Source organism: Mycolicibacterium confluentis (assembly GCF_010729895.1).
Lineage (GTDB): Bacteria > Actinomycetota > Actinomycetes > Mycobacteriales > Mycobacteriaceae > Mycobacterium > Mycobacterium confluentis.
In genome coordinates, this window is sequence record NZ_AP022612.1 from 5426454 (window position 1) to 5445058 (window position 18605).

The window sequence follows — 18605 nt, forward strand, 5'->3', positions numbered from 1 at the left end:
AGGGCGTTCGCAGGCGAGCCTACGGAAGCACCCCGACGAGCACCTGGCTTCAGTGCTTGTCGGTCCTCATCACCTTGGTGCGCAGCACCGACTCGTTCAGCCCAAGCTGACGGTCGAGCTCCGACACCGTGGCGGGTTCGGCCTTCACATCGATGACCGCGTAGATGCCCTCGGCATGCTTCGCGATCTCGTACGCCAGCCGGCGACGGCCCCAGATGTCGACCTTGTCGACACTGCCGCCGTCCTTCCGGATGACATTCAAGAACGTCTCCAGAGACGGAGCTACGGTGCGTTCGTCAAGAGTGGGGTCAAGGATGACCATGATTTCGTATGGACGCATGGGAACCTCATCACCTCCTATGGTCTTCTCGGCCGTGGCGTGTTCCACGGCAGGAGGGTCGCCTGCGTCGGCAACCGGCTCAGGTTACATGAGGTAGCCCTCACCTGCGAAATCGATGCGTCCGTCCGGGTCATAGCTGACCTCGGGGCGCCCGGTGCCCGGGTGCGGGCGCACTCGGGCGGCCACGTCGTAGACCTCGTCGAGCAGCCGCGGGGTCAGGACCTCCGCGGGCGGCCCGGACCCCACCAGCCGACCCCCGTGCATCACGCAGATCCGATCGCAGTAGTGCGCGGCCAGGTTGAGGTCATGCAGCGCGATCACCGCGGTCACCCCCAACCTCCGGGGCAGGGCCAAGGCGTCGAACTGGTGCCGGATGTCGAGGTGGTTGGTCGGTTCGTCCAACACGAGAAGCCGCGGCTGCTGCGCCAGCGCGCGGGCGATCATCACCCGCTGTCGTTCCCCGCCGGACATCGACGCGATGGGCACCGACGCCAGGTGCCGGCCGTCGACCAAGGCCAGCGCCTCGTCGATCAGTCGCGCATCGGTGCCGTCGTCGCGCTCGAACATGCGCTTGAACGGTGCCCTGCCCATCGCCACGACGTCGCGGGCACAGAGGTCGAAGTCGCTCGGTGTCTCCTGCAGCACTGTGGCCACCGACTGCGCCCGCCTGCGGGCCGACATCTGCGTGATGTCGACGTCGTCGAGTCGCACGCACCCGCTCGTCGGCCGCAGCACCCCCACCAGGGTCTTCAGCAGTGTCGACTTGCCGCACCCGTTGGGGCCGACGACGCCCACCACCTCACCGGGACCGGCATGGATCGACACGTCCTGCAGCACGACCGCGCCGCCAAGGCGCACCGACAGCGCGTGCGCCTCGATCCGCGCGGCGTTCACCGCGCGCCCGCCGAGGCCCGGCGCGCGTCGCGCCGAATCAACCACAGGAAGAACGGGCCGCCGCACAGCGCCGTCAGCACCCCGACCGGAATCTCCTGCGGGGAGGCCAACGTGCGCGCCGCGGTGTCGGCCAGCACCAGGAACGACGCGCCGGCCAGCGCGGTCGCCGGCAGGGCTCGGCGGTGGTCACTGCCGACGATCAACCGCATCGCGTGCGGAAGGATCAGCCCGACGAACCCGATCGGGCCGCTGACCGCGACCAGCACCCCGGTCACCAGCGAGGTCAGCACGAACATCCGAGCCCGGAACCGGGCGGCGTCGACACCCATCGTGGTGGCCGAATCATCTCCGGCGAGAAGCACATTGAGGGTGCGCGACTGTGCCAGCAGGATCGCCATGCCCACCGACACCGCCGCCAGGGGCAACCACAGGGCGTCCCAGCGTGCGCCGCCGAGGCCGCCGAGCATCCAGGTCAACACCTGGCGCGCGCGGTCTCCGTTGCCGGACAGCATGATCATCAGGCTCGTCACCGCCGACAGCACGTAGGCCACCGCGACCCCGGCCAACACCAACCGCGTGGTCGTGATCTGTCCCCCCGCCCGAGACAGCGAATACACCAGCGCCAGAGCGCCCAGCGCCCCGACGAAGGCCGCCACCGACGTCGACATCAGACCGAACACCGCGACACCGGAGAGGATCACCGCGACGGCACCGACCGAGGCGCCCGAGGACACCCCCAGCAGGAAGGGGTCGGCCAGCGCATTGCGGACCAGCGCCTGCAGCGTCATCCCCACCACGGCCAGGCCCGCCCCGACCACCGCGGCCAGCAGCACCCGCGGCGCGCGCACCTGCATCACCACCGTCTCGTGATGCGGGGCACCGAAGCTACCCGCCGTGCCGGGAAGAAGCTGGTGCGCAAGGATTCTCACCACATCGCCCGGCGCGATACCAATGGAGCCGATGGCCAGGCCCACCAACATCGACAACGCCAGCAGTCCGATCAACGCCGTCATGACGGTCCGATACTGCCGCGCGGACTTCATGGGTGCAGCGTCGGATGAAGCTGAGCCGCCAGTGCCTCCACCGCGTAAGGGGCGCGCACGCCCAGCACAGCGTCCTGCAGCGTCAGCACCGCGAACCTGTCCTCGCGAATCGCCGTGACACCCGCCAGATCCGGGCGGCTGCGCAGGAACTGCTTCTTGGCCTCCACCGACGGCGTCCCGAAGTAGTCGTAGATGACGATCGCGTCGGGGTTGCGGTCGAGCACCTGCTCCCAGGACACATCGGCGAAGGTCTCGTCGATGTCGGCGAAGATGTTTGTCCCACCTGCCAACTCGATGACCTGGTTGCCGATCCCCTGCCCGCCCGCGGTGAACGCCGTCGCCTCCCCGCTGTCGTAGACGAAGACCTTCAGCGGCTGGACATCCGCCACCCGGTCCGCGGCGGCCGAGACTCCGGCGCGCATGTCGTCGATCAGCTCCCCCGCACGCTCGGACACGCCGAACACGCGGGCGATGGTCTCCACCTCGCGGTAGACGTCGTCCATCACGATCGGCGCAGTCGCGCAGTACTCCGGGTTGAGATACGTGGCGATGCCGGCGTCGGCGAAGGCCTGCCGGGATCGACCTGCGGTCTCGTCGAAGGTGCTCTTGTATCCCCCGTAGACGAAATCCGGTGCCACCGCGAGCAACTGCTCAAACGAGGCATCCTGCGCCGAGATCTGGGGGATGTTCTCGTAGGCCTCGGCGTAGCGGGGCAGCGGTGGGTTGTCCGGATACGCCGTCCCCACCATCGAATCCTGCAGTCCCAGCGCAAGAAGCAGTTCGGCAGAGTGCTGGTAGTAGCCGACCGCCCTGGATGGGGGTCGCGCCACGGTCACCTGCTCGCCGCAGTTGTCGAGTGTGATCGGGAAGCCGTCGGGCGCGGCATGCGCCCCGTCGGGGTCGGTGTCTGTGGCACAGCCTGAGCTGGTCAGAACGGTCAGCAGGGCAAGAGCAACGGGTATGACAGATCGCACGTCTCAGCTCCATCCGGGATCCGCGTCCCAGAGTTGGTGGTCCGTTGAGCGCAGTATCCTGGCTCCTGGATCGACGCTCACCCGACCTTCCAGCCTCGCGGCCGTGGTCTGCGCGGGTTCGCTCCCCAGTCACAGTGGCGGGACCGCACCGGATTCACACCGGTTTCCTGCCCACCCAACGGAGTCGGCCGGTGGCCGACACGCCGACCCTAGGTCACCGGCAGGTCATAGTCCATCGGCGGCCCGTCCTGGCCGACGAGGTCCCGGTCGGCGATCGTCGTCGCCACCTGGGTTCCGTTCTGCTCGGTGGCCTGTACGACGATCACGTCGTTGACCGCGAACTGGGCACCGGATTCGAGGATCTGCGCCGTCTGCGGCGTGATGCGGAACGTGATGATCTGCCCGTCGCTGGCCTTGGTGGTGATCGAGTCGGCCGAGGTGGCGATCACCTGGCCGATGCGCTCGGTCGGCGTGACCGCCGCACTCACCGCAGAGCGCTGGGCGGGGGCCGACGCCTGCGGTGCGGGGTCGGGACTGGCCAACAGCGATGGCAACAGCCACCCGGCAGCGGCGGCCGCGGCGACCGCTGTCACCTCCGCGGCGCGTCGGCGTCCTCGGTGCTGGTCAGGCTGTCGGTGTGTGTTCACTGTCATCTTCAAGGCTCCTGCGCGCCGGTTTGTTCCAGGGCTGCTGGTCAGCGGCGAGCAAACTCCGCTGCGGGCGCTGTACGGCAACGGCGCGCTCTGGGGTTAATACCCAATGTGGGCGCTGTCCAAAAACGGAACACGTAGGCACCCCTCGGCTCGGCCAGGACTCTCCGCGGTGGAGTCTTGATCAGCGGCGCATCCAGAACGCCAACGACTCAGCGCGGTAGCGGTTCGGCAACCGGGTCCGCCGAGTCCACAGGTCCTGCCGGAACGCCGGCGCCCACCTGTGCCCGCGGACGCAGCCGATTCGGCAGCCAACGGGGCGGAGCATCGGGCGCGCGGTCGAACACCCCACCCACCGGATCGTCGAGGCGACCGTTCCACCGCACCAGGTCCTCCTGCGGGCGGTAGATCTGCCGGATCACCAACGCGCACAGCACAACCACCGCGATGTCACGCAGCAGCACCGTCAACGTGAACCACTGCTCGGGCAGGCCGCGGTTGGCCTCGCCGTAGAGGAACAGCATCCGGGGCACCCAGACCAGCGCATCAATCGTCATCCAGGCCAACAGGATTCGCCGGTGTGGCAGCGCCAGCACGGCCAACGGTACGAGCCACAGCGAGAACTGCGGACTCCACACCTTGTTGGTCAGCAGGAAGGCCGCCACCACCAGGAACGCCAACTGCGCCACCCGGGGACGCTGCGGCGCGGTCAGCGCGATGTACGCAATACCCACACAACACAGCACGAACAGCAGCGCCACGACAGCGTTGAGGATCGTGGGCGGTTCCCAGAAGCCGAGGTCGCGGTCGAAACCCGGCCAGCCCGTGAAGGATCGCACGACGTTGTAGAGCGAATCCATGTCATCGCCGCGACGGGTGTTGAGCCGGAAGAACTCCGACCATCCGCGCGGGAACATCAGCATGATCGGCAGGTTCACCACCAGCCAGGCCGTGATGGCGGCGAAGGCTGCCTTGCCCACGTCGACCAGTCGGCCGGTCCGGAGGCCCAGCAGCACCAGCGGAACGAACAGCAGCAGCGGATACAGCTTGGCGGCGACCCCGAGGCCGATCAGCGCACCGGCCAACACGGGGCGCCGGCGCGCCCAGGCCAGCAGGCCACCCATCGCGAAAGCCGTTGCCAGCGCGTCGAAATTGGTGAAGATCTGGAAGATGATCAGCGGTGACGCGGCGACCAGAACGGCATCCCAGACGCGTCGGCCCGCCAGCATCGCGGTCGCCCACACCGTGACAAGCCAGGCCAGCGCCAAGCCCAGCGCCGCGAAGTTGAAGAACATCACCACCTCGGCGACCACCGGGATGGCGACCGTCTTGGTCACTGCCGTATAGGTTTTCGCCAGCGCCATCGACACGTACTGGTAGACCCCGGTGAGCACCGGATACTCCATGTAGCGCACGGCCGGCGTGCCGTCGTACTGCAGACGCTGGGTGCCGGTGTCGTCAGTCTCGAGCCAACTGGACTTGTACGGAAAGAGCCCCTTGCTCAACAACTCCGCGCCGTAGAGCGGCACGGTGTCGGAGTAGCACAGCTGGTAATAGGCGCGCTGCTGCGACCAGTTGGCCACCCGCTGATCCGCGGTGCCCTCGCCGACGGTCTGCAGGCACGGAGACTTGGTCGCCCAGCCCAGGCCGAGGAACACCAGCGCCACGATGAAGATCACGCGCAGCGGGGTCATGAACCTCGTGCGGCCGATCAGCGCGTGGCGTCCGACGGGACCTCCGCCCACCTCGGCCAGCGCCGCCCCGAGAGTGTCGTTGCGGCTGGGCAGGTCCCGGTCGTCGGCCGAACGCCGATCGGCGGCCAGCGGCAGCGGCGACACCGTCGGGCGCGGGTCCTCATCAGTGTCGGCCCGGTGGTCGGGCGTCACGGCGGCGGAGGCGGCGGCGGAATCGGTGCGTTGGGATCAACCGGACCCGGCGGCGGAGGCGCGTCCGGTGGCGGCGGCATGACCGTCGTCGGCGGACCGATCGGAATCGTGATGCCCGGGGCGATCTCGATGGTCGGCTGGATGACCGTTCCGACCGGCGGGGGCGGCGGCTCGGTCGGGCTCGGCGGCGGAGGAGGCGGTGCGGCGGGAACGCCGGCGTAGCCGCCGATCTCGGTCGGCTTGGGGAAGGTCTCGTTGTCGGTGCCCTTGAGCGCACCATCCATCGTGGCCTTCCAGATATCGGCCGGCAGACCCGAGCCGTATACCGGTCCACCCCACTTGTTCACCAGCGGCTTGTCTCCGCCGGTGGTGCCGACCCAGACGGCGGTGGACAGCGACGGGGTGTACCCGACCATCCAGGCGTCGCGGTTCGCGCCGGTGTCGCCCAGCTGGTTGGTTCCGGTCTTGGCCGCCGAAGCGCGGCCGCCCGCGAGGTTATGACCCTTGGACCAGCCCGCGATCGGCTGCATCGCCGAGGTCACGTTGTCGGCCACGTCCTTCTCGATGCGCTGCTCGCCCGAGTTGTCCTGCGAGGCGGCGTCGAAGAGCACCTCACCCTCGCGGTTGACGACCTTCTCCACGAAGTGCGGCGCGCGGTACACACCCGAGGCGGCCAGCGTCGCGTACGCCGACGCCATGTCGATGACGCGGGACTGGTACTGACCCAGCACCACACCGTTGTTCGGCGGGCCACCCTCGCCGTCCTCACTCAGCGTGTGGCTGACGCCGGGGAAGCTGGTCGCGATGCCCGCGCGGTGGGCGGCGTCGGCGACGTCGGCGGGCCCGTTCTCGAGCTTGAGCATCAGGCGGTAGTAGCTGGTGTTCAGCGACCGCTTGAGGGCCTCGGCGATGTTGCAGGTGCCGCACCCGTCGCCCTCGACGTTGCCGATCTCGATGCCGTTGACCGTCAGCGGAGAGCTGTCGATCTGGTAGCCCAGCCCCATGCCCTGTTCGAGCGCGGCCACGAGCGCGAACACCTTGAACGACGATCCGGTGGGCAACCCGGCCTGCGCGAAGTCGAAGCCGTTGGCGTCGGAACCGCCGTAGTAGGCCTTCACTCCCCCGGTCCTGGGGTCGATCGACACCACCGCGGCGCGCATGTCGGGGTCTTGGCCGTCTATGTAGTCGGCGACCGCCTCCTCGGCGGCCGCCTGCGCCTGCGGGTCGATGGTCGTGGTGATCTGCAGACCCTCGGTGTTCAACTGCTGCTCACTGACGTTGAACAGATCCAGCAGTTCCCGGATCACCTGCCGCTCGATCAGGCCGTTGGGCCCGGTGGTCTGGTCGGCGTTGCGCGCGGCGTCCGGGGACACCGTGGGCGGGAACACCTGCGCCAGGCGGTCCGCCTCGGTCAGCACCCCCATGTCGACCATGCCGTCGAGCACCCAGTTCCACCGGTCGGCGGCCCCCTCGGGGTCGATGGCCGGGTCCAGTGTCGAGGGACGCTGGATCAGCGCGGCCAGCAGCGCACCCTCGGCGACCGTCAACTGGTCGACGGGCTTGTCGAAGTACGCCTTGGACGCCGCGCCGATGCCGTAGGCGCCGCGGCCGAAATAGATGATGTTCAAATACGATTCGAGCACCTGGTCTTTGGGCCATTCGCGCGACATCTTGGTCGAGATGACCAGTTCCTTGGCCTTGCGCACCAGGCCGCCCAGGCCGCTGCGGGCGTCACCGACGAGCGCGTTCTTGACGTACTGCTGGGTGATCGTCGAACCACCCTGCATATCGCCGCCGAAGATGTTGTTCTTGAACGCCCGCGCGAAGCCCGTGATGGAGAAGCCCGGATTGCTGTAGAAGTCACGGTCTTCGGCGGCCATCACCGCTTCGCGGACGTGGACTGGGATCTGGTCGATCTTGACGTCGACCCGGTTGCCCTCGGGCGGAACGATCTTGGCGATCTGAGAGCCATCGCTGGCCAGGATCGTCGACACCTGCGGTGTGCGGATGTCGCCGGGCTTGGGCACCTCGACGATGGTGTAGGCCATCGCGAAGGTGATGATCGGCAGCAGCAGGAACGCCACCACGCAGGCCACGGCGCCGCGCCGGACCCAGCGCCAGTTGATGTTCGGAAGCTGCCAGCCCGGACCCTTCGGGCCGCCGCCGCCTCCGCCGCGTGGGGGTGGCGGCGGTTCGACCGGCGGCTTGGGCGGCGGAGTGCCGTCCAACGCGGCCTTGACGACGTCGATCGGATCGCGCAGACGCGGATCGGCGCCGCGCACGGGTTCGATGATCGCGGTGGGGCGCAGGTCCGGCGCGCCGGACGGATTTCCCGGGCGGGGCGCGTGCCGACCGGGCGCCGGGCGGGACGGGACCGTCGGCTTGGCCGACGGGTTGTTGTCACGCGGTGTCGGCCTGGCTGCGGGGGTGTCACGCCGTGTCGTCGGCCCAGCGGCCGGATTGTTGTCGCGCGGCGGGACCTGGGTTCTGGGCGCTCTCAGCGCCTCCGTCGCGCGCACGTCGTCGCCCGATGCACCCCGCGGGGCATCAGAGGCGGACCGGTCGTGGCGCCCTTCGCTATTCACTGGCCGTGCGCGCGCCCTTGCGCGCCGGTCGGGTACGGGCCTTGGGTGACTTGGGTGCACCCAGCACGTACGACTTCACCAGGTGATTCCAGCTGCAGGTTCGGCATACCTCCACCACATGTACCGCGAATTCCTCATATCGAGTTGCGAGCAGCACCAGTTCCTCGGCGGTGCGCGCCGAACCCGACACCGGCCCCAAGTGTTCACCGAACACCCAGGACACCAGTGTGAGCTGCTCTTTTCGGCAGATCGGGCACATCACTGAACTGGGCTTGCCATGGAACTTCGCGGCCCGCAGCAGGTAGGGGTTGGCGTCGCACACCTCGGTGACGCCCGTCCGGCCGGAATAGACCTCGGCCAGCAGTGAGCGCCGCCGGAGGGCGTAGTCCACCACCTGTCGCTGCAACCGCACGAGGACCAGAGTACGTCGGCGCTTTCGGGGCCGAGGAGCGACGGGCCAGCAGCGGGCGACTTCGATGGCCGAGCGGACGTCGTCTCGCTCACCCCCTACAAGGGCTGTTCACCTCTTACGATCATCGCGTGGCAGCAGCAGGTTCTGTGCGACGTACCCCCAACACCCGGGCCAAGGACAGTGATCGGGACGACACCTGCCAGGTGCTCGACAGTGCTCTGGCCGACGGTCAACTGTCCGGCGAGGAGCACCGTCAGCGGGTGGCGGCGGCGACCAGCGCCCCGACGCTCGGCGATCTGCAGGCGCTCGTGAGCGATCTGCAGACCGAGAACGCCCCCGTCCAACTGCCCGACCTCAAGAGGCCATCGCCATTGGCCGGCCGGGACGGCGGCGGCTGGGGCATCAGGGCCGCGGTCGCCGCGGTGCTGGTGCTGCTGGGCGTCGGCATCGGCTGGGGGTTGTACGGCAACACCTCGTCACCGCTGAGCTTCCAGTCCGACCCGGGCGCCAAGGCCGACGGGATCCCGGCCAAGGTGCTGACCCCGCCACGGCAACTGCACTCGTTGGGCGGGCTGACCGGCCTGTTCGAGCAGATGCGGGTCAAATTCGGCGACGCTAAAGGCTACGACCTGACGATCTTCGAGGACTACGCGTCGCTGGAGCGCCCCGATCCGACCGAACCGCGGCGCGTGCTGCGCTACTCCTACCGCGGGGGTTGGGACGACCCGTCGGAGACGAGCGCCAGTTCGGATGCCCGACTGGTCGACCTCGGGGCGTTCGACATCCCGGCCCTGGTCGCATTGGTCCGCGGCGCCCCCGAGACCTTGGGAATCAACCCCACCGAGGTCAAGAGCACCCACATCAGCATCGAGCCCAACAGCGACATCACCGCCCCGGCCGACAGCATCGAGATCGCCGTGTACGTCACGCCGAAGTTCGGCAACAGCGGATACATCGAGTTCAACGGTGATCTGACCACCAAACGGGTGAATTACCCCAGCCCCTGAGCGCCTCCGGCTCGATGGCACCCATCGGGCTGATGTAGCGCCGTATATATCGGCGCGATACTATTTCGCGAGGTGTCGAACCGCCGTAACGGCGCGCAACTATTGGGGGAGGTGATCGGGTGCTGGAGCTTGCCGTCCTCGGTCTACTGCTTGAATCCCCCATGCACGGCTATGAACTGCGCAAGCGGCTCACCGGCCTGCTCGGCGCATTCCGCGCGTTCTCCTACGGCTCGCTCTATCCGGCGCTGCGCCGGATGCAGACCGACGGCCTCATCGTCGAGGACGCCGCACCCGAAGGCACCCTCAAGGTCCGCCGCGCGCGTCGGGTCTACCAACTGACCGATGCCGGACGCCAGCGCTTCACCGAGTTGGTGGCCGACACCGGCCCTGCCAATTACACCGACGACGGGTTCGGTGTGCATCTGGCGTTCTTCAACCGCACACCTGCCGAGGCCAGGATGCGGATCCTCGAAGGCCGCCGCCGTCAGGTGGAGGAACGCCGAGAAGGACTGCGCGAGGCCATCGCGCGGGCCAGCAACTCGTTCGACCGCTACACCAAGCAGCTGCACCAGCTGGGCCTGGAGTCCAGTGAGCGCGAGGTGAAGTGGCTCAACGAACTCATTGCCGCCGAACGGGTGGCACAGGGTCACAACGACCAGCAGTGAGCAGCTCACAGCCACCACGAGTACAGAAGTACAGGATGAAGAGGGAGAACCCATGAGTGAGAACAACGCGACTGCGTCGACGGATGTGCGGGTCGCCATTGTCGGCGTCGGTAACTGCGCGTCCTCGCTCGTGCAGGGCGTGCAGTACTACAAGGACGCGGACGAGAACAACAACGTCCCCGGCCTGATGCACGTCAAGCTCGGCCCCTACCACGTGCGCGACGTGAAATTCGTCGCCGCGTTCGACGTCGACGCCAAGAAGGTCGGCTTCGATCTGTCCGAGGCCATCTTCGCCTCCGAGAACAACACCATCAAGATCGCCGACGTGCCCCCGACCGACGTGCACGTGCTGCGCGGCCCGACCCTGGACGGCATCGGCAAGTACTACGCCGAGACCATCGAGATCTCCGACGCCGAGGCCGTCGACGTCGTGCAGGCGCTCAAGGACGCCAAGGTCGACGTGCTGGTGTCCTACCTGCCGGTGGGCTCCGAGGAGGCCGACAAGTTCTACGCCCAGTGCGCGATCGACGCCGGCGTGGCCTTCGTCAACGCCCTTCCCGTCTTCATCGCCTCGGACCCCGTGTGGGCCAAGAAGTTCGAGGACGCCGGCGTCCCGATCGTCGGTGACGACATCAAGAGCCAGGTCGGCGCGACCATCACCCACCGCGTGATGGCCAAGCTGTTCGAGGACCGCGGCGTCACGCTGGACCGCACCTACCAGCTGAACGTCGGCGGCAACATGGACTTCAAGAACATGCTGGAGCGCACCCGTCTCGAGTCCAAGAAGGTCTCCAAGACCCAGGCCGTCACCTCGAACCTCACCGGTTCGCTGGCCAACAAGATCGAGGACAAGAACGTGCACATCGGCCCGTCGGACCACGTCGCGTGGCTCGATGACCGCAAGTGGGCGTACGTGCGCCTCGAGGGTCGCGCCTTCGGTGACGTGCCGCTGAACCTGGAGTACAAGCTCGAGGTCTGGGACTCGCCGAACTCGGCCGGCATCATCATCGACGCCGTGCGCGCCGCGAAGATCGCCAAGGACCGCGGCATCGGCGGCCCCGTCGAGGCGGCCTCGGCCTACCTCATGAAGAGCCCGCCGAAGCAGATCGCCGACGACATCGCGCGCGTCGAACTCGAGAAGTTCATCGAGGGCTAGTTTCCCGTTGAGACCGCATTGAGGGCGGCGTGCACTCGCACTTTGCCGCCCTCAGTGCGGTCTCAACGTATATATAGAGGCGTGATCTCCGACGAAGAACTCTTGCGCCTCGATGAGTTCGGCCTGCTGCCCGAGAACGCCGCACAGGCCGGTGTGGCTGACATCCCTGCGGTGCAGCGCATCGACGCCGGGCCCATCAGCGCCCTCAAGTTCGGTGTCTCCGACCCGCGCGTGGTGTTTTTGCACGGCGGCGGACAGAACGCGCACACCTGGGACACCGTGATCCTCGGCTTGGGCGTGCCCGCATTGGCGATCGACCTGCCAGGCCACGGCCGCTCCGCCTGGCGGGAGGACGGCGACTACGGCCCGCGCCTGAATGCCGAGACACTGCGGCCTGTGCTGCGTGACCTCGCTCCTGCACCCGATCTCGTCGTCGGCATGTCGCTGGGCGGGCTCACCGCGCTGCGCCTCGCCGCCACCGAACCCGCCCTGGTGCCTGAGTTGGTGCTGGTCGACGTCACGCCGTCGGCGCCCGAGCGCCACGAGCAGATGACCAAGGCGCAGATGGGGACCGTCGCGCTGGTGCAGGGCAACCGTACGTTCGGCTCGTTCCAGGACATGCTCGACGTCACCGTCGCCGCTGCGCCGCACCGCGACCGGAACTCGCTGCGGCGCGGCGTCTTCCACAACTCCAAGCAACTCGACGACGGGTCCTGGACCTGGCGCTACGACTCATTCCGCAAGGGCGACGGATTCGCGAACCTGTGGGACGACGTCCCCGCCATCACGATGCCGACGACGCTGGTCCGCGGTGCCAACTCACATTTCGTCAACGACGAGGACGCGGCGGCGTTCGCCGAGGGCGCGCCCGGCTTCCAGCGCACCATCGTCGTGGCCGACTCCGGGCACTCCGTGCAGGGCGATCAACCGTTGCGGCTCATCGAAATTCTGCGGGGCGTCCTCGACTGAGGGTCCCCCATCGGGGTTCGGATCGCTAACGTGAAGGGATGACCACCCCCATTCGCATCGGCGTCCAACTGCAGCCACAGCACGCACCGAACTACGGCGACATCCGTGACGCGGTACGACGCTGCGAGGACGCCGGGGTGGACGTCGTGTTCAACTGGGACCACTTCTTCCCGCTGTACGGCGACCCCGACGGCGCGCACTTTGAGTGCTGGACCATGTTGGGCGCCTGGGCCGAGCAGACCTCCCGCGTCGAGATCGGCGCACTGGTCACCTGCAACTCCTACCGCAACCCCGAACTCCTGGCCGATATGGCCCGCACGGTCGACCACATCTCCGGCGGACGGCTGATTCTGGGCATCGGCTCGGGGTGGAAGGAGAAGGACTACGACGAGTACGGCTACGAGTTCGGCACCGCGGGAAGCCGCCTCGACGACCTGGCCGCAGCCCTGCCGCGCATCAAGTCACGGTTGGCCAAGCTGAACCCCGCCCCCACCCGCGAGATCCCGATCCTGATCGGCGGCCAGGGTGAGAAGAAGACACTGCGCCTGGTCGCCGAGTACGGCGACATCTGGCACGGCTTCACCACGCCGGAGACCTACCCCGGCAAGGCCCGCGTCCTCGACGCACACTGCGCCGACGTGGGGCGTGACCCGTCGGCCATCCAGCGCTCGGCCGGTGTCGAGAGCCGGTCCGGGGTGAGCACCGGCGAAGGCACGAAAGAACTGCTGGCCAACGCCGAGGCGCTCGTCGGACTGGGGGTGACCCTGCTGACCGTGGGAAGCAACGGGCCCGACTACGACCTGTCCGCGGCCGAAGCGCTGTGTCGATGGCGGGACGCCGGCTGAGCCCGCGCCGGTATGCCGAAGAAGTACGGGGTCAAAGAGAAGGACCTGGTGGTCTCCCATGTGGTGACCCTGATCCTCACCGGCAAGCTGCGTTCCGGTGACCGCATCGACCGCAACGAGATCGCCGACGAGTTGGGATTGAGCCGAGTTCCCGTCCAGGAGGCCATGGTTCAACTCGAACACGACGGCATCGTGTCCACCCGTTACCACCGCGGCGCGTTCGTGGAACGTTTCGACGAGTCCACCGTGACCGAACACCACCAGATCTACGGCATCCTCAACGGGATCGCGGCGACCCGCGCCGCCCGTGCCGCCGACCCCGAGCTTCTGGAGCGCCTCGAGGTGATGCTGCGTCAACTGCGCACGCTGTCCGACCCCATGGCGTTCCAGATGCTGACCTGGGAGTACCGCACCGCGATCAACGACGCCTACGCCGGCCCCCGATTGCAGGCGCTGATCCGGTCGTCGTACTCGTTTGTGCCCCGCATGCTGTGGAGCGCCTACGGCGAGGTGCGCGACGACGTTCTGGCCTTCTACGAGGCCGAAACCGAGGCGATCCGCGCCGGCGACGCGGATGCGGTCCGGATCATCAACGAGCAGAGCGCCCGACGCCTGGCCGAGATCATGGTCACCGAACTGCGCCGCCGCGGCGTCTTCGGAAATTTGCGCTAGCACTGAGCACAAGCGATGACGAGGCACCCTGGGTGCCGCTACGTTCGACCAATGAGATTCTCCGCTCGCCGACTTCTCACGTTCGTCACGGCGGCACTACTCGCATTGGGGTTGATGCTGGCACCGCCCGCATCGGCCGACCAGTGCGCGCCGCCCGGCATCGACAGCGCGAGTGCACTGCCCACCAATCTCGCGGCCGCCGCGAAGGGGCCCGACGAGGACAAATACACCACCGCCTCAGTGGTGCCCCTGGAGTCCATCGACATCTCCAGGCTGGGGCTGAGCCGACCCGGCACGCTGACCGTCGGCACGCTGTCGGACGCGCCGCCGAGCATCTGCATCGACTCCACGGGACAGTTCACCGGATTCGACAACGAACTGCTGCGCGCGATCGCCGACAAGCTCAGGTTGAAGGTCGAGTTCGTCGGCACCGACTTCTCGGGCCTGCTCGCGCAGGTCGCGTCCCGGCGATTCGACGTCGGCTCGTCGTCGATCACCACGACCGACGCCCGTCGTGAAACGGTCGGATTCACGAATGGCTATGACTTCGGCTACTTTTCGCTGGTCGTGCCCAGCGGTTCGCCGATCAGAAGTTTCTCGGAGTTGAAACCGGGCCTGCGGATCGGCGTCGTGCAGGGCACGGTGCAGGAGGCCTACCTCGTCGACACCCTGGGATTGGACCCGGTGAAGTTCCCGGACTACAACACCGTCTACGGCAGCCTCAAGACCCGGCAGATCGACGCGTGGGTGGCGCCGTCGCAGCAGGCGGTCGGCACGGTCCAGGCCGGTGATCCCGCCGAGATCGTCGAAAACACGTTCAGCCTGGACAATTTCGTCGCCTACGCCGTCGCCAAGGAGAACCGGCCACTGATCGACGCGCTGAACTCGGGCCTCGACGCGGTCATCGCCGACGGAACCTGGTCCCGGCTGTACTCGGACTGGGTCCCGCGAGCACTGCCCCCGGGCTGGAAGCCGGGCTCCAAGGCCGCTCCAGTTCCACAGCTCCCGGACTTCGCCGCGATCGCGGCCGGCAAGGAGCCGCCCACACCCGGTGAATCGGCGGCGCCCAAATCCACGCTGGCCCAACTGGGCACGGCCTTCTTCAGTTGGGACCTGTACCGACAGGCCATCCCCGACCTGTTCAAGACCGGGCTGCCCAACACTCTGATCCTCACGGTGTGCGCCGGCGTGATCGGACTGGTGTTGGGTATGGGCCTGGCGGTGGCCGGCATCTCGCGATCGCGGCTGCTCCGTTGGCCGGCAAGGGTTTACACCGACGTGTTCCGCGGACTGCCCGAGGTGGTGATCATCCTGCTGATCGGCCTGGGCTTCGGGCCGATCGTCGGCGGCCTCACCGGCAACAACCCCTATCCGCTGGGCATTGCGGCTTTGGGCCTGATGGCCGCGGCCTACATCGGCGAGATCCTGCGGTCCGGCATCCAGAGCGTGGAGGCCGGGCAGATGGAGGCCTCCCGTGCGCTGGGGTTCAGCTACACGTCGTCCATGCGCCTCGTGGTGGTGCCGCAGGGTGTGCGCCGGGTGCTGCCCGCCCTGGTCAACCAGTTCATCTCGCTGCTCAAAGCCTCGTCGCTGGTGTACTTCCTCGGGCTGATCGCCAGCCAGCGGGAGCTGTTCCAGGTGGGCCGAGACCTCAACGCGCAGACCGGAAACCTGTCCCCCCTGGTGGCCGCGGGCCTGTTCTACCTGGCCCTGACCATCCCGTTGACCCATCTGGTGAACTGGATCGATGCCCGCCTCCGGCGCGGACGCACCACCTCTGCCGAGGACCCCCTGGCGCCGACCAGCGGAGCCGCACACCAGGAGATGATCTGATGGCATTCGAACCAGTCTCCCTGGCCGCCAACGACATCCACCTCGCCTTCGGTCCGAACAAGGTGCTCAAGGGGGTGGACATCGACGTGCCCGCCGGCACCACGGCCGCCGTGATCGGGCCGTCCGGGTCCGGAAAGTCCACGCTGCTGCGGACTTTGAACCGGCTGTACGAACCCGACAAGGGCGACATCCTGCTCGATGGCCGGTCGGTGCTACAGGACAACCCGGATCAGCTGCGACAGCGGATCGGCATGGTGTTCCAGCAGTTCAACCTGTTCCCGCACCGCAGCGTGCTCGACAACGTCAGCCTGGCGCCACGCAAGCTCAAGGGGCTGTCCAAGGAGGCGGCGACCGAATTGGCCCTGCAGCAGTTGGAACGGGTGGGCCTGCGCCACAAGGCCGATGTCCGCCCCGGCACACTGTCCGGTGGCCAGCAGCAACGGGTGGCGATCGCACGGGCGCTGGCGATGTCGCCGCAGGTGATGTTCTTCGACGAGGCCACCTCGGCGCTGGATCCCGAACTGGTCAAGGGCATCCTTACGCTGATCGCCGAGTTGGGTGCCGACGGCATGACCATCGTGATGGTGACCCATGAGATGGGCTTCGCCCGGTCAGCGGCCGACGCGGTGGTGTTCATGGATCACGGCCAAGTGGTCGAGTCCGGACCGCCCGAGCGGATCTTCGATGCCGCCGAGACCGACCGGTTGCAGCGCTTCCTGTCCCAGGTGCTCTGACCAGCGCGCTTCTGAATTGACGTGGACCAACTCGTGACAGGCACAGACAGGTTAGACTGCCAAACTATGGCAGAAAGCGAAGCCACCGTTCCTGAGGTGACCGAGCTTGCGGAGGGTCTGCACCGTACGCTGGCAAAACTGTTCGGCATCCTGCGGCGGGGGGATGCCCACCGTGAGGCGGCCGACGAACTGACCCTCGCGCAACTCTCGATCCTGGTCACCCTGCTCAATCAGGGACCGATCAGGATGACGGAACTGGCCGCCCACGAGCGCGTGCGCACGCCCACGACCACGGTGGCGATCCGTCGCCTCGAGAAGCTGGGCCTGGTCAAACGGAGCAAGGATCCGTCGGACCTGCGTGCGGTGCTGGTCGAGATCACTCCCGAGGGCCGCGCCCAACACGTCGAGGCACTCGCGCATCGGCACGCCGCCCTCGCCACGATGCTCCGCGAACTCAGCCCCGAGGATCTGACGGTGCTCGAGGCCGCCCTTGGGCCGCTGTCGCGCCTGGCCGGTGAGCCGGCGCCCACCCCAGCAAACTGATCAGCCCAGCCAGTCCAACACCGCGGCCGCGGTCCACGACTGCTGCATGCTGCCCAGTGGCTCGCCGGTGAAGGGCTCGTAGTACTCGGCGAACGTGCCATCGCTGGCCTGCCGCAGGCCTTCTCGGCGCAGCATCGATGAGCGCTCGGCCCATCCGCGGCGCGCGAAGCACCACGAGAACAACCACGTGACGACCGGCCACACCGGGCCGCGCCAGTACTCCCGCGGCCGGAAGTCGCGCGACACCGGAGACGTCGACGGGATCAGGGAGTACTTCAGATCCGGATGGCCGCTGAACCGCGGACCCTCCATCAACCGCAGCAGCGCGCGCTCCTTGTCGTGCGGCAGCCCCCCGCACAGCAGCGGCGCGAACTGCGCCACCGTCTCGGTCGCGACAAAGCGCTCCGTGCGCAGGTCGTAATCCCTTGCCGCACCCGTTCTCTCGTCGGTGGTCTCGACGACACCGGCACGGAAGCGGTCGGCCCAGCCGTACAGTTCGCGGACATCGGCGAGCGGGCGCTTGTGCTCCTCACCGATCTCGGCCAGCACCGAGCAGGCCACCGAGAAGATGGCCGACACGAATACGTCCTCGACCGCGAAACTCATGACCTTGGGCAGGAGTTCGTCGTCGTACCTCGCGGCCTTCATCTCCTCCAGCAGCCACAGATAGCGGTCGTACTCGTTGTCCGACGGTCGCTGGCTGGCGTCGGTGACGATGTTGTTGTCCTCGCGCTGATACTCCGGCACAGCTCCGGGAATCACGTTGGCGTAGGCGGCATCCCACCGTGGTGAGTTGTCCATGCCGGACTCCCACCCGTGGTACAGCGTGATCCGGCCCCGCGAACCCTGGTCGCGCTGCTCGGCGAGCCAGCGGTGCCAGCGCACCAGGTCATCCCAACGGCGATCCAGGAACGCCTCGGCGACCGCGCGGGTGGACCGGCCCCGCCGGCGAGCATGGTCGAGGATGCGCTGCACCGCGATCGCGTGCACGGGCGGCTGCGTGATTCCGGACGTGTGGCGGTTGCGCGGGGCGGTCGCCGCGAGCGCCGAACACGCCCACCGCGCGGGTCCGGGAAAGTAGCCGTCGACGCCATTGGCGAACACGATGTGCGGGATCATGCCGTTGGTCCACTGCGCTGAGAGCAGCGTGTCGAGTTCGACGACCGCGCGCTCAACACTGAGCGGCGCCAACCCCACCGCGACGAATGCCGCGTCCCAACTCCACATGTGCGGGTACAGCAGCGGCGCCGCCGTCGTCATGGTGCCCAGATCATTGCCCCGCAGCAGGTAAGCGGCGCGCGCCGAGAGCTGGGTCGGGGTGAAACTGGGATCCGGGGCCACGCTCTCATTGTGCTTCGGCGCGCTGCCGACCGCGCGCCGAGGGCACCGACGCCACG

The 18605-nt window shown here is 67.8% G+C and carries 18 protein-coding genes and 1 riboswitch; of the genes, 9 read left to right on the plus strand and 9 right to left on the minus strand.

Going from position 1 to position 18605, the window contains the following annotated elements:
* Nucleotides 1-49: 49 nt before the first annotated feature.
* The 8 genes from rpsF to G6N34_RS25525 all read right to left on the minus strand — a co-directional run bounded on the left by rpsF (nucleotide 50) and on the right by G6N34_RS25525 (nucleotide 8784).
* Nucleotides 50-340 carry a 30S ribosomal protein S6 gene (gene rpsF / locus G6N34_RS25490; protein WP_085152333.1) on the minus strand — a complete coding sequence of 97 codons (291 nt, stop codon included), beginning with the start codon at nucleotides 338-340 and terminating at the stop codon, nucleotides 50-52.
* An 84-nt stretch (nucleotides 341-424) separates the two neighbouring features.
* Entirely contained in the window at nucleotides 425-1234 is an 810-nt protein-coding gene (locus tag G6N34_RS25495; protein ID WP_085152334.1) for an ABC transporter ATP-binding protein, read from the minus strand.
* Nucleotides 1231-2247, minus strand: coding sequence for a FecCD family ABC transporter permease (locus tag G6N34_RS25500; RefSeq protein ID WP_407663283.1), 1017 nt, complete (start codon nucleotides 2245-2247; stop codon nucleotides 1231-1233). The genes G6N34_RS25495 and G6N34_RS25500 overlap by 4 nt, the downstream gene beginning before the upstream one ends.
* Nucleotides 2248-2273: 26 nt before the next feature.
* Nucleotides 2274-3251 (minus strand): ABC transporter substrate-binding protein, encoded by a 978-nt coding sequence (locus G6N34_RS25505; RefSeq protein WP_085152250.1) that lies wholly within the window; start codon nucleotides 3249-3251, stop codon nucleotides 2274-2276.
* 51 nt (nucleotides 3252-3302) lie between these two features.
* A riboswitch (cobalamin riboswitch) is annotated at nucleotides 3303-3421 on the minus strand.
* Nucleotides 3422-3460: 39 nt separating this feature from the next.
* Nucleotides 3461-3904: a hypothetical protein gene (locus tag G6N34_RS25510; protein ID WP_234812911.1), complete on the minus strand. Its 444-nt coding sequence runs from the start codon at nucleotides 3902-3904 to the stop codon at nucleotides 3461-3463.
* 209 nt (nucleotides 3905-4113) lie between these two features.
* A complete protein-coding gene (locus G6N34_RS25515; RefSeq protein ID WP_234812912.1) occupies nucleotides 4114-5787 on the minus strand; it encodes a glycosyltransferase family 87 protein in 1674 nt (557 codons plus the stop codon).
* Entirely contained in the window at nucleotides 5784-8306 is a 2523-nt protein-coding gene (locus G6N34_RS25520; protein WP_407663252.1) for a transglycosylase domain-containing protein, read from the minus strand. The genes G6N34_RS25515 and G6N34_RS25520 overlap by 4 nt, the downstream gene beginning before the upstream one ends.
* Before the next feature lie 58 nt (nucleotides 8307-8364).
* A complete protein-coding gene (locus G6N34_RS25525; protein WP_085152252.1) occupies nucleotides 8365-8784 on the minus strand; it encodes a DUF5318 domain-containing protein in 420 nt (139 codons plus the stop codon).
* A 128-nt stretch (nucleotides 8785-8912) separates the two neighbouring features.
* Here G6N34_RS25525 and G6N34_RS25530 point away from each other — a divergent pair, with 128 nt between their 5' ends.
* From G6N34_RS25530 to G6N34_RS25570, 9 genes are all read left to right on the plus strand, one after another.
* Nucleotides 8913-9791, plus strand: coding sequence for a DUF1707 SHOCT-like domain-containing protein (locus tag G6N34_RS25530; RefSeq protein WP_085152253.1), 879 nt, complete (start codon nucleotides 8913-8915; stop codon nucleotides 9789-9791).
* Nucleotides 9792-9910: 119 nt separating this feature from the next.
* On the plus strand, nucleotides 9911-10456 hold the full coding sequence (locus G6N34_RS25535) for a PadR family transcriptional regulator (RefSeq protein ID WP_085152254.1): 546 nt from the start codon (nucleotides 9911-9913) through the stop codon (nucleotides 10454-10456).
* Between the two features lie 52 nt (nucleotides 10457-10508).
* Entirely contained in the window at nucleotides 10509-11612 is a 1104-nt protein-coding gene (locus tag G6N34_RS25540) for an inositol-3-phosphate synthase (RefSeq protein ID WP_085152255.1), read from the plus strand.
* 81 nt (nucleotides 11613-11693) lie between these two features.
* Nucleotides 11694-12581 (plus strand): Rv0045c family esterase, encoded by an 888-nt coding sequence (locus G6N34_RS25545; RefSeq protein WP_085152256.1) that lies wholly within the window; start codon nucleotides 11694-11696, stop codon nucleotides 12579-12581.
* A gap of 38 nt (nucleotides 12582-12619) precedes the next feature.
* Entirely contained in the window at nucleotides 12620-13426 is an 807-nt protein-coding gene (locus tag G6N34_RS25550) for an LLM class F420-dependent oxidoreductase (RefSeq protein WP_085152257.1), read from the plus strand.
* A 12-nt stretch (nucleotides 13427-13438) separates the two neighbouring features.
* Complete coding sequence (locus tag G6N34_RS25555; RefSeq protein WP_085152258.1) at nucleotides 13439-14098, plus strand: GntR family transcriptional regulator; 660 nt, start codon at nucleotides 13439-13441, stop codon at nucleotides 14096-14098.
* Between the two features lie 51 nt (nucleotides 14099-14149).
* Nucleotides 14150-15931 carry an ABC transporter substrate-binding protein/permease gene (locus tag G6N34_RS25560; RefSeq protein ID WP_085152259.1) on the plus strand — a complete coding sequence of 594 codons (1782 nt, stop codon included), beginning with the start codon at nucleotides 14150-14152 and terminating at the stop codon, nucleotides 15929-15931.
* Nucleotides 15931-16665 (plus strand): amino acid ABC transporter ATP-binding protein, encoded by a 735-nt coding sequence (locus G6N34_RS25565; protein WP_085152260.1) that lies wholly within the window; start codon nucleotides 15931-15933, stop codon nucleotides 16663-16665. Before G6N34_RS25560 ends, G6N34_RS25565 begins: the two co-directional genes overlap by 1 nt.
* 66 nt (nucleotides 16666-16731) lie before the next feature.
* Nucleotides 16732-17208, plus strand: coding sequence for a MarR family winged helix-turn-helix transcriptional regulator (locus tag G6N34_RS25570; RefSeq protein ID WP_085152261.1), 477 nt, complete (start codon nucleotides 16732-16734; stop codon nucleotides 17206-17208).
* On the opposite strand, the gene ggh is transcribed toward G6N34_RS25570, so the two are convergent.
* Nucleotides 17209-18549 carry a glucosylglycerate hydrolase gene (ggh, locus tag G6N34_RS25575; protein WP_085152262.1) on the minus strand — a complete coding sequence of 447 codons (1341 nt, stop codon included), beginning with the start codon at nucleotides 18547-18549 and terminating at the stop codon, nucleotides 17209-17211.
* Nucleotides 18550-18605: the final 56 nt, after the last annotated feature.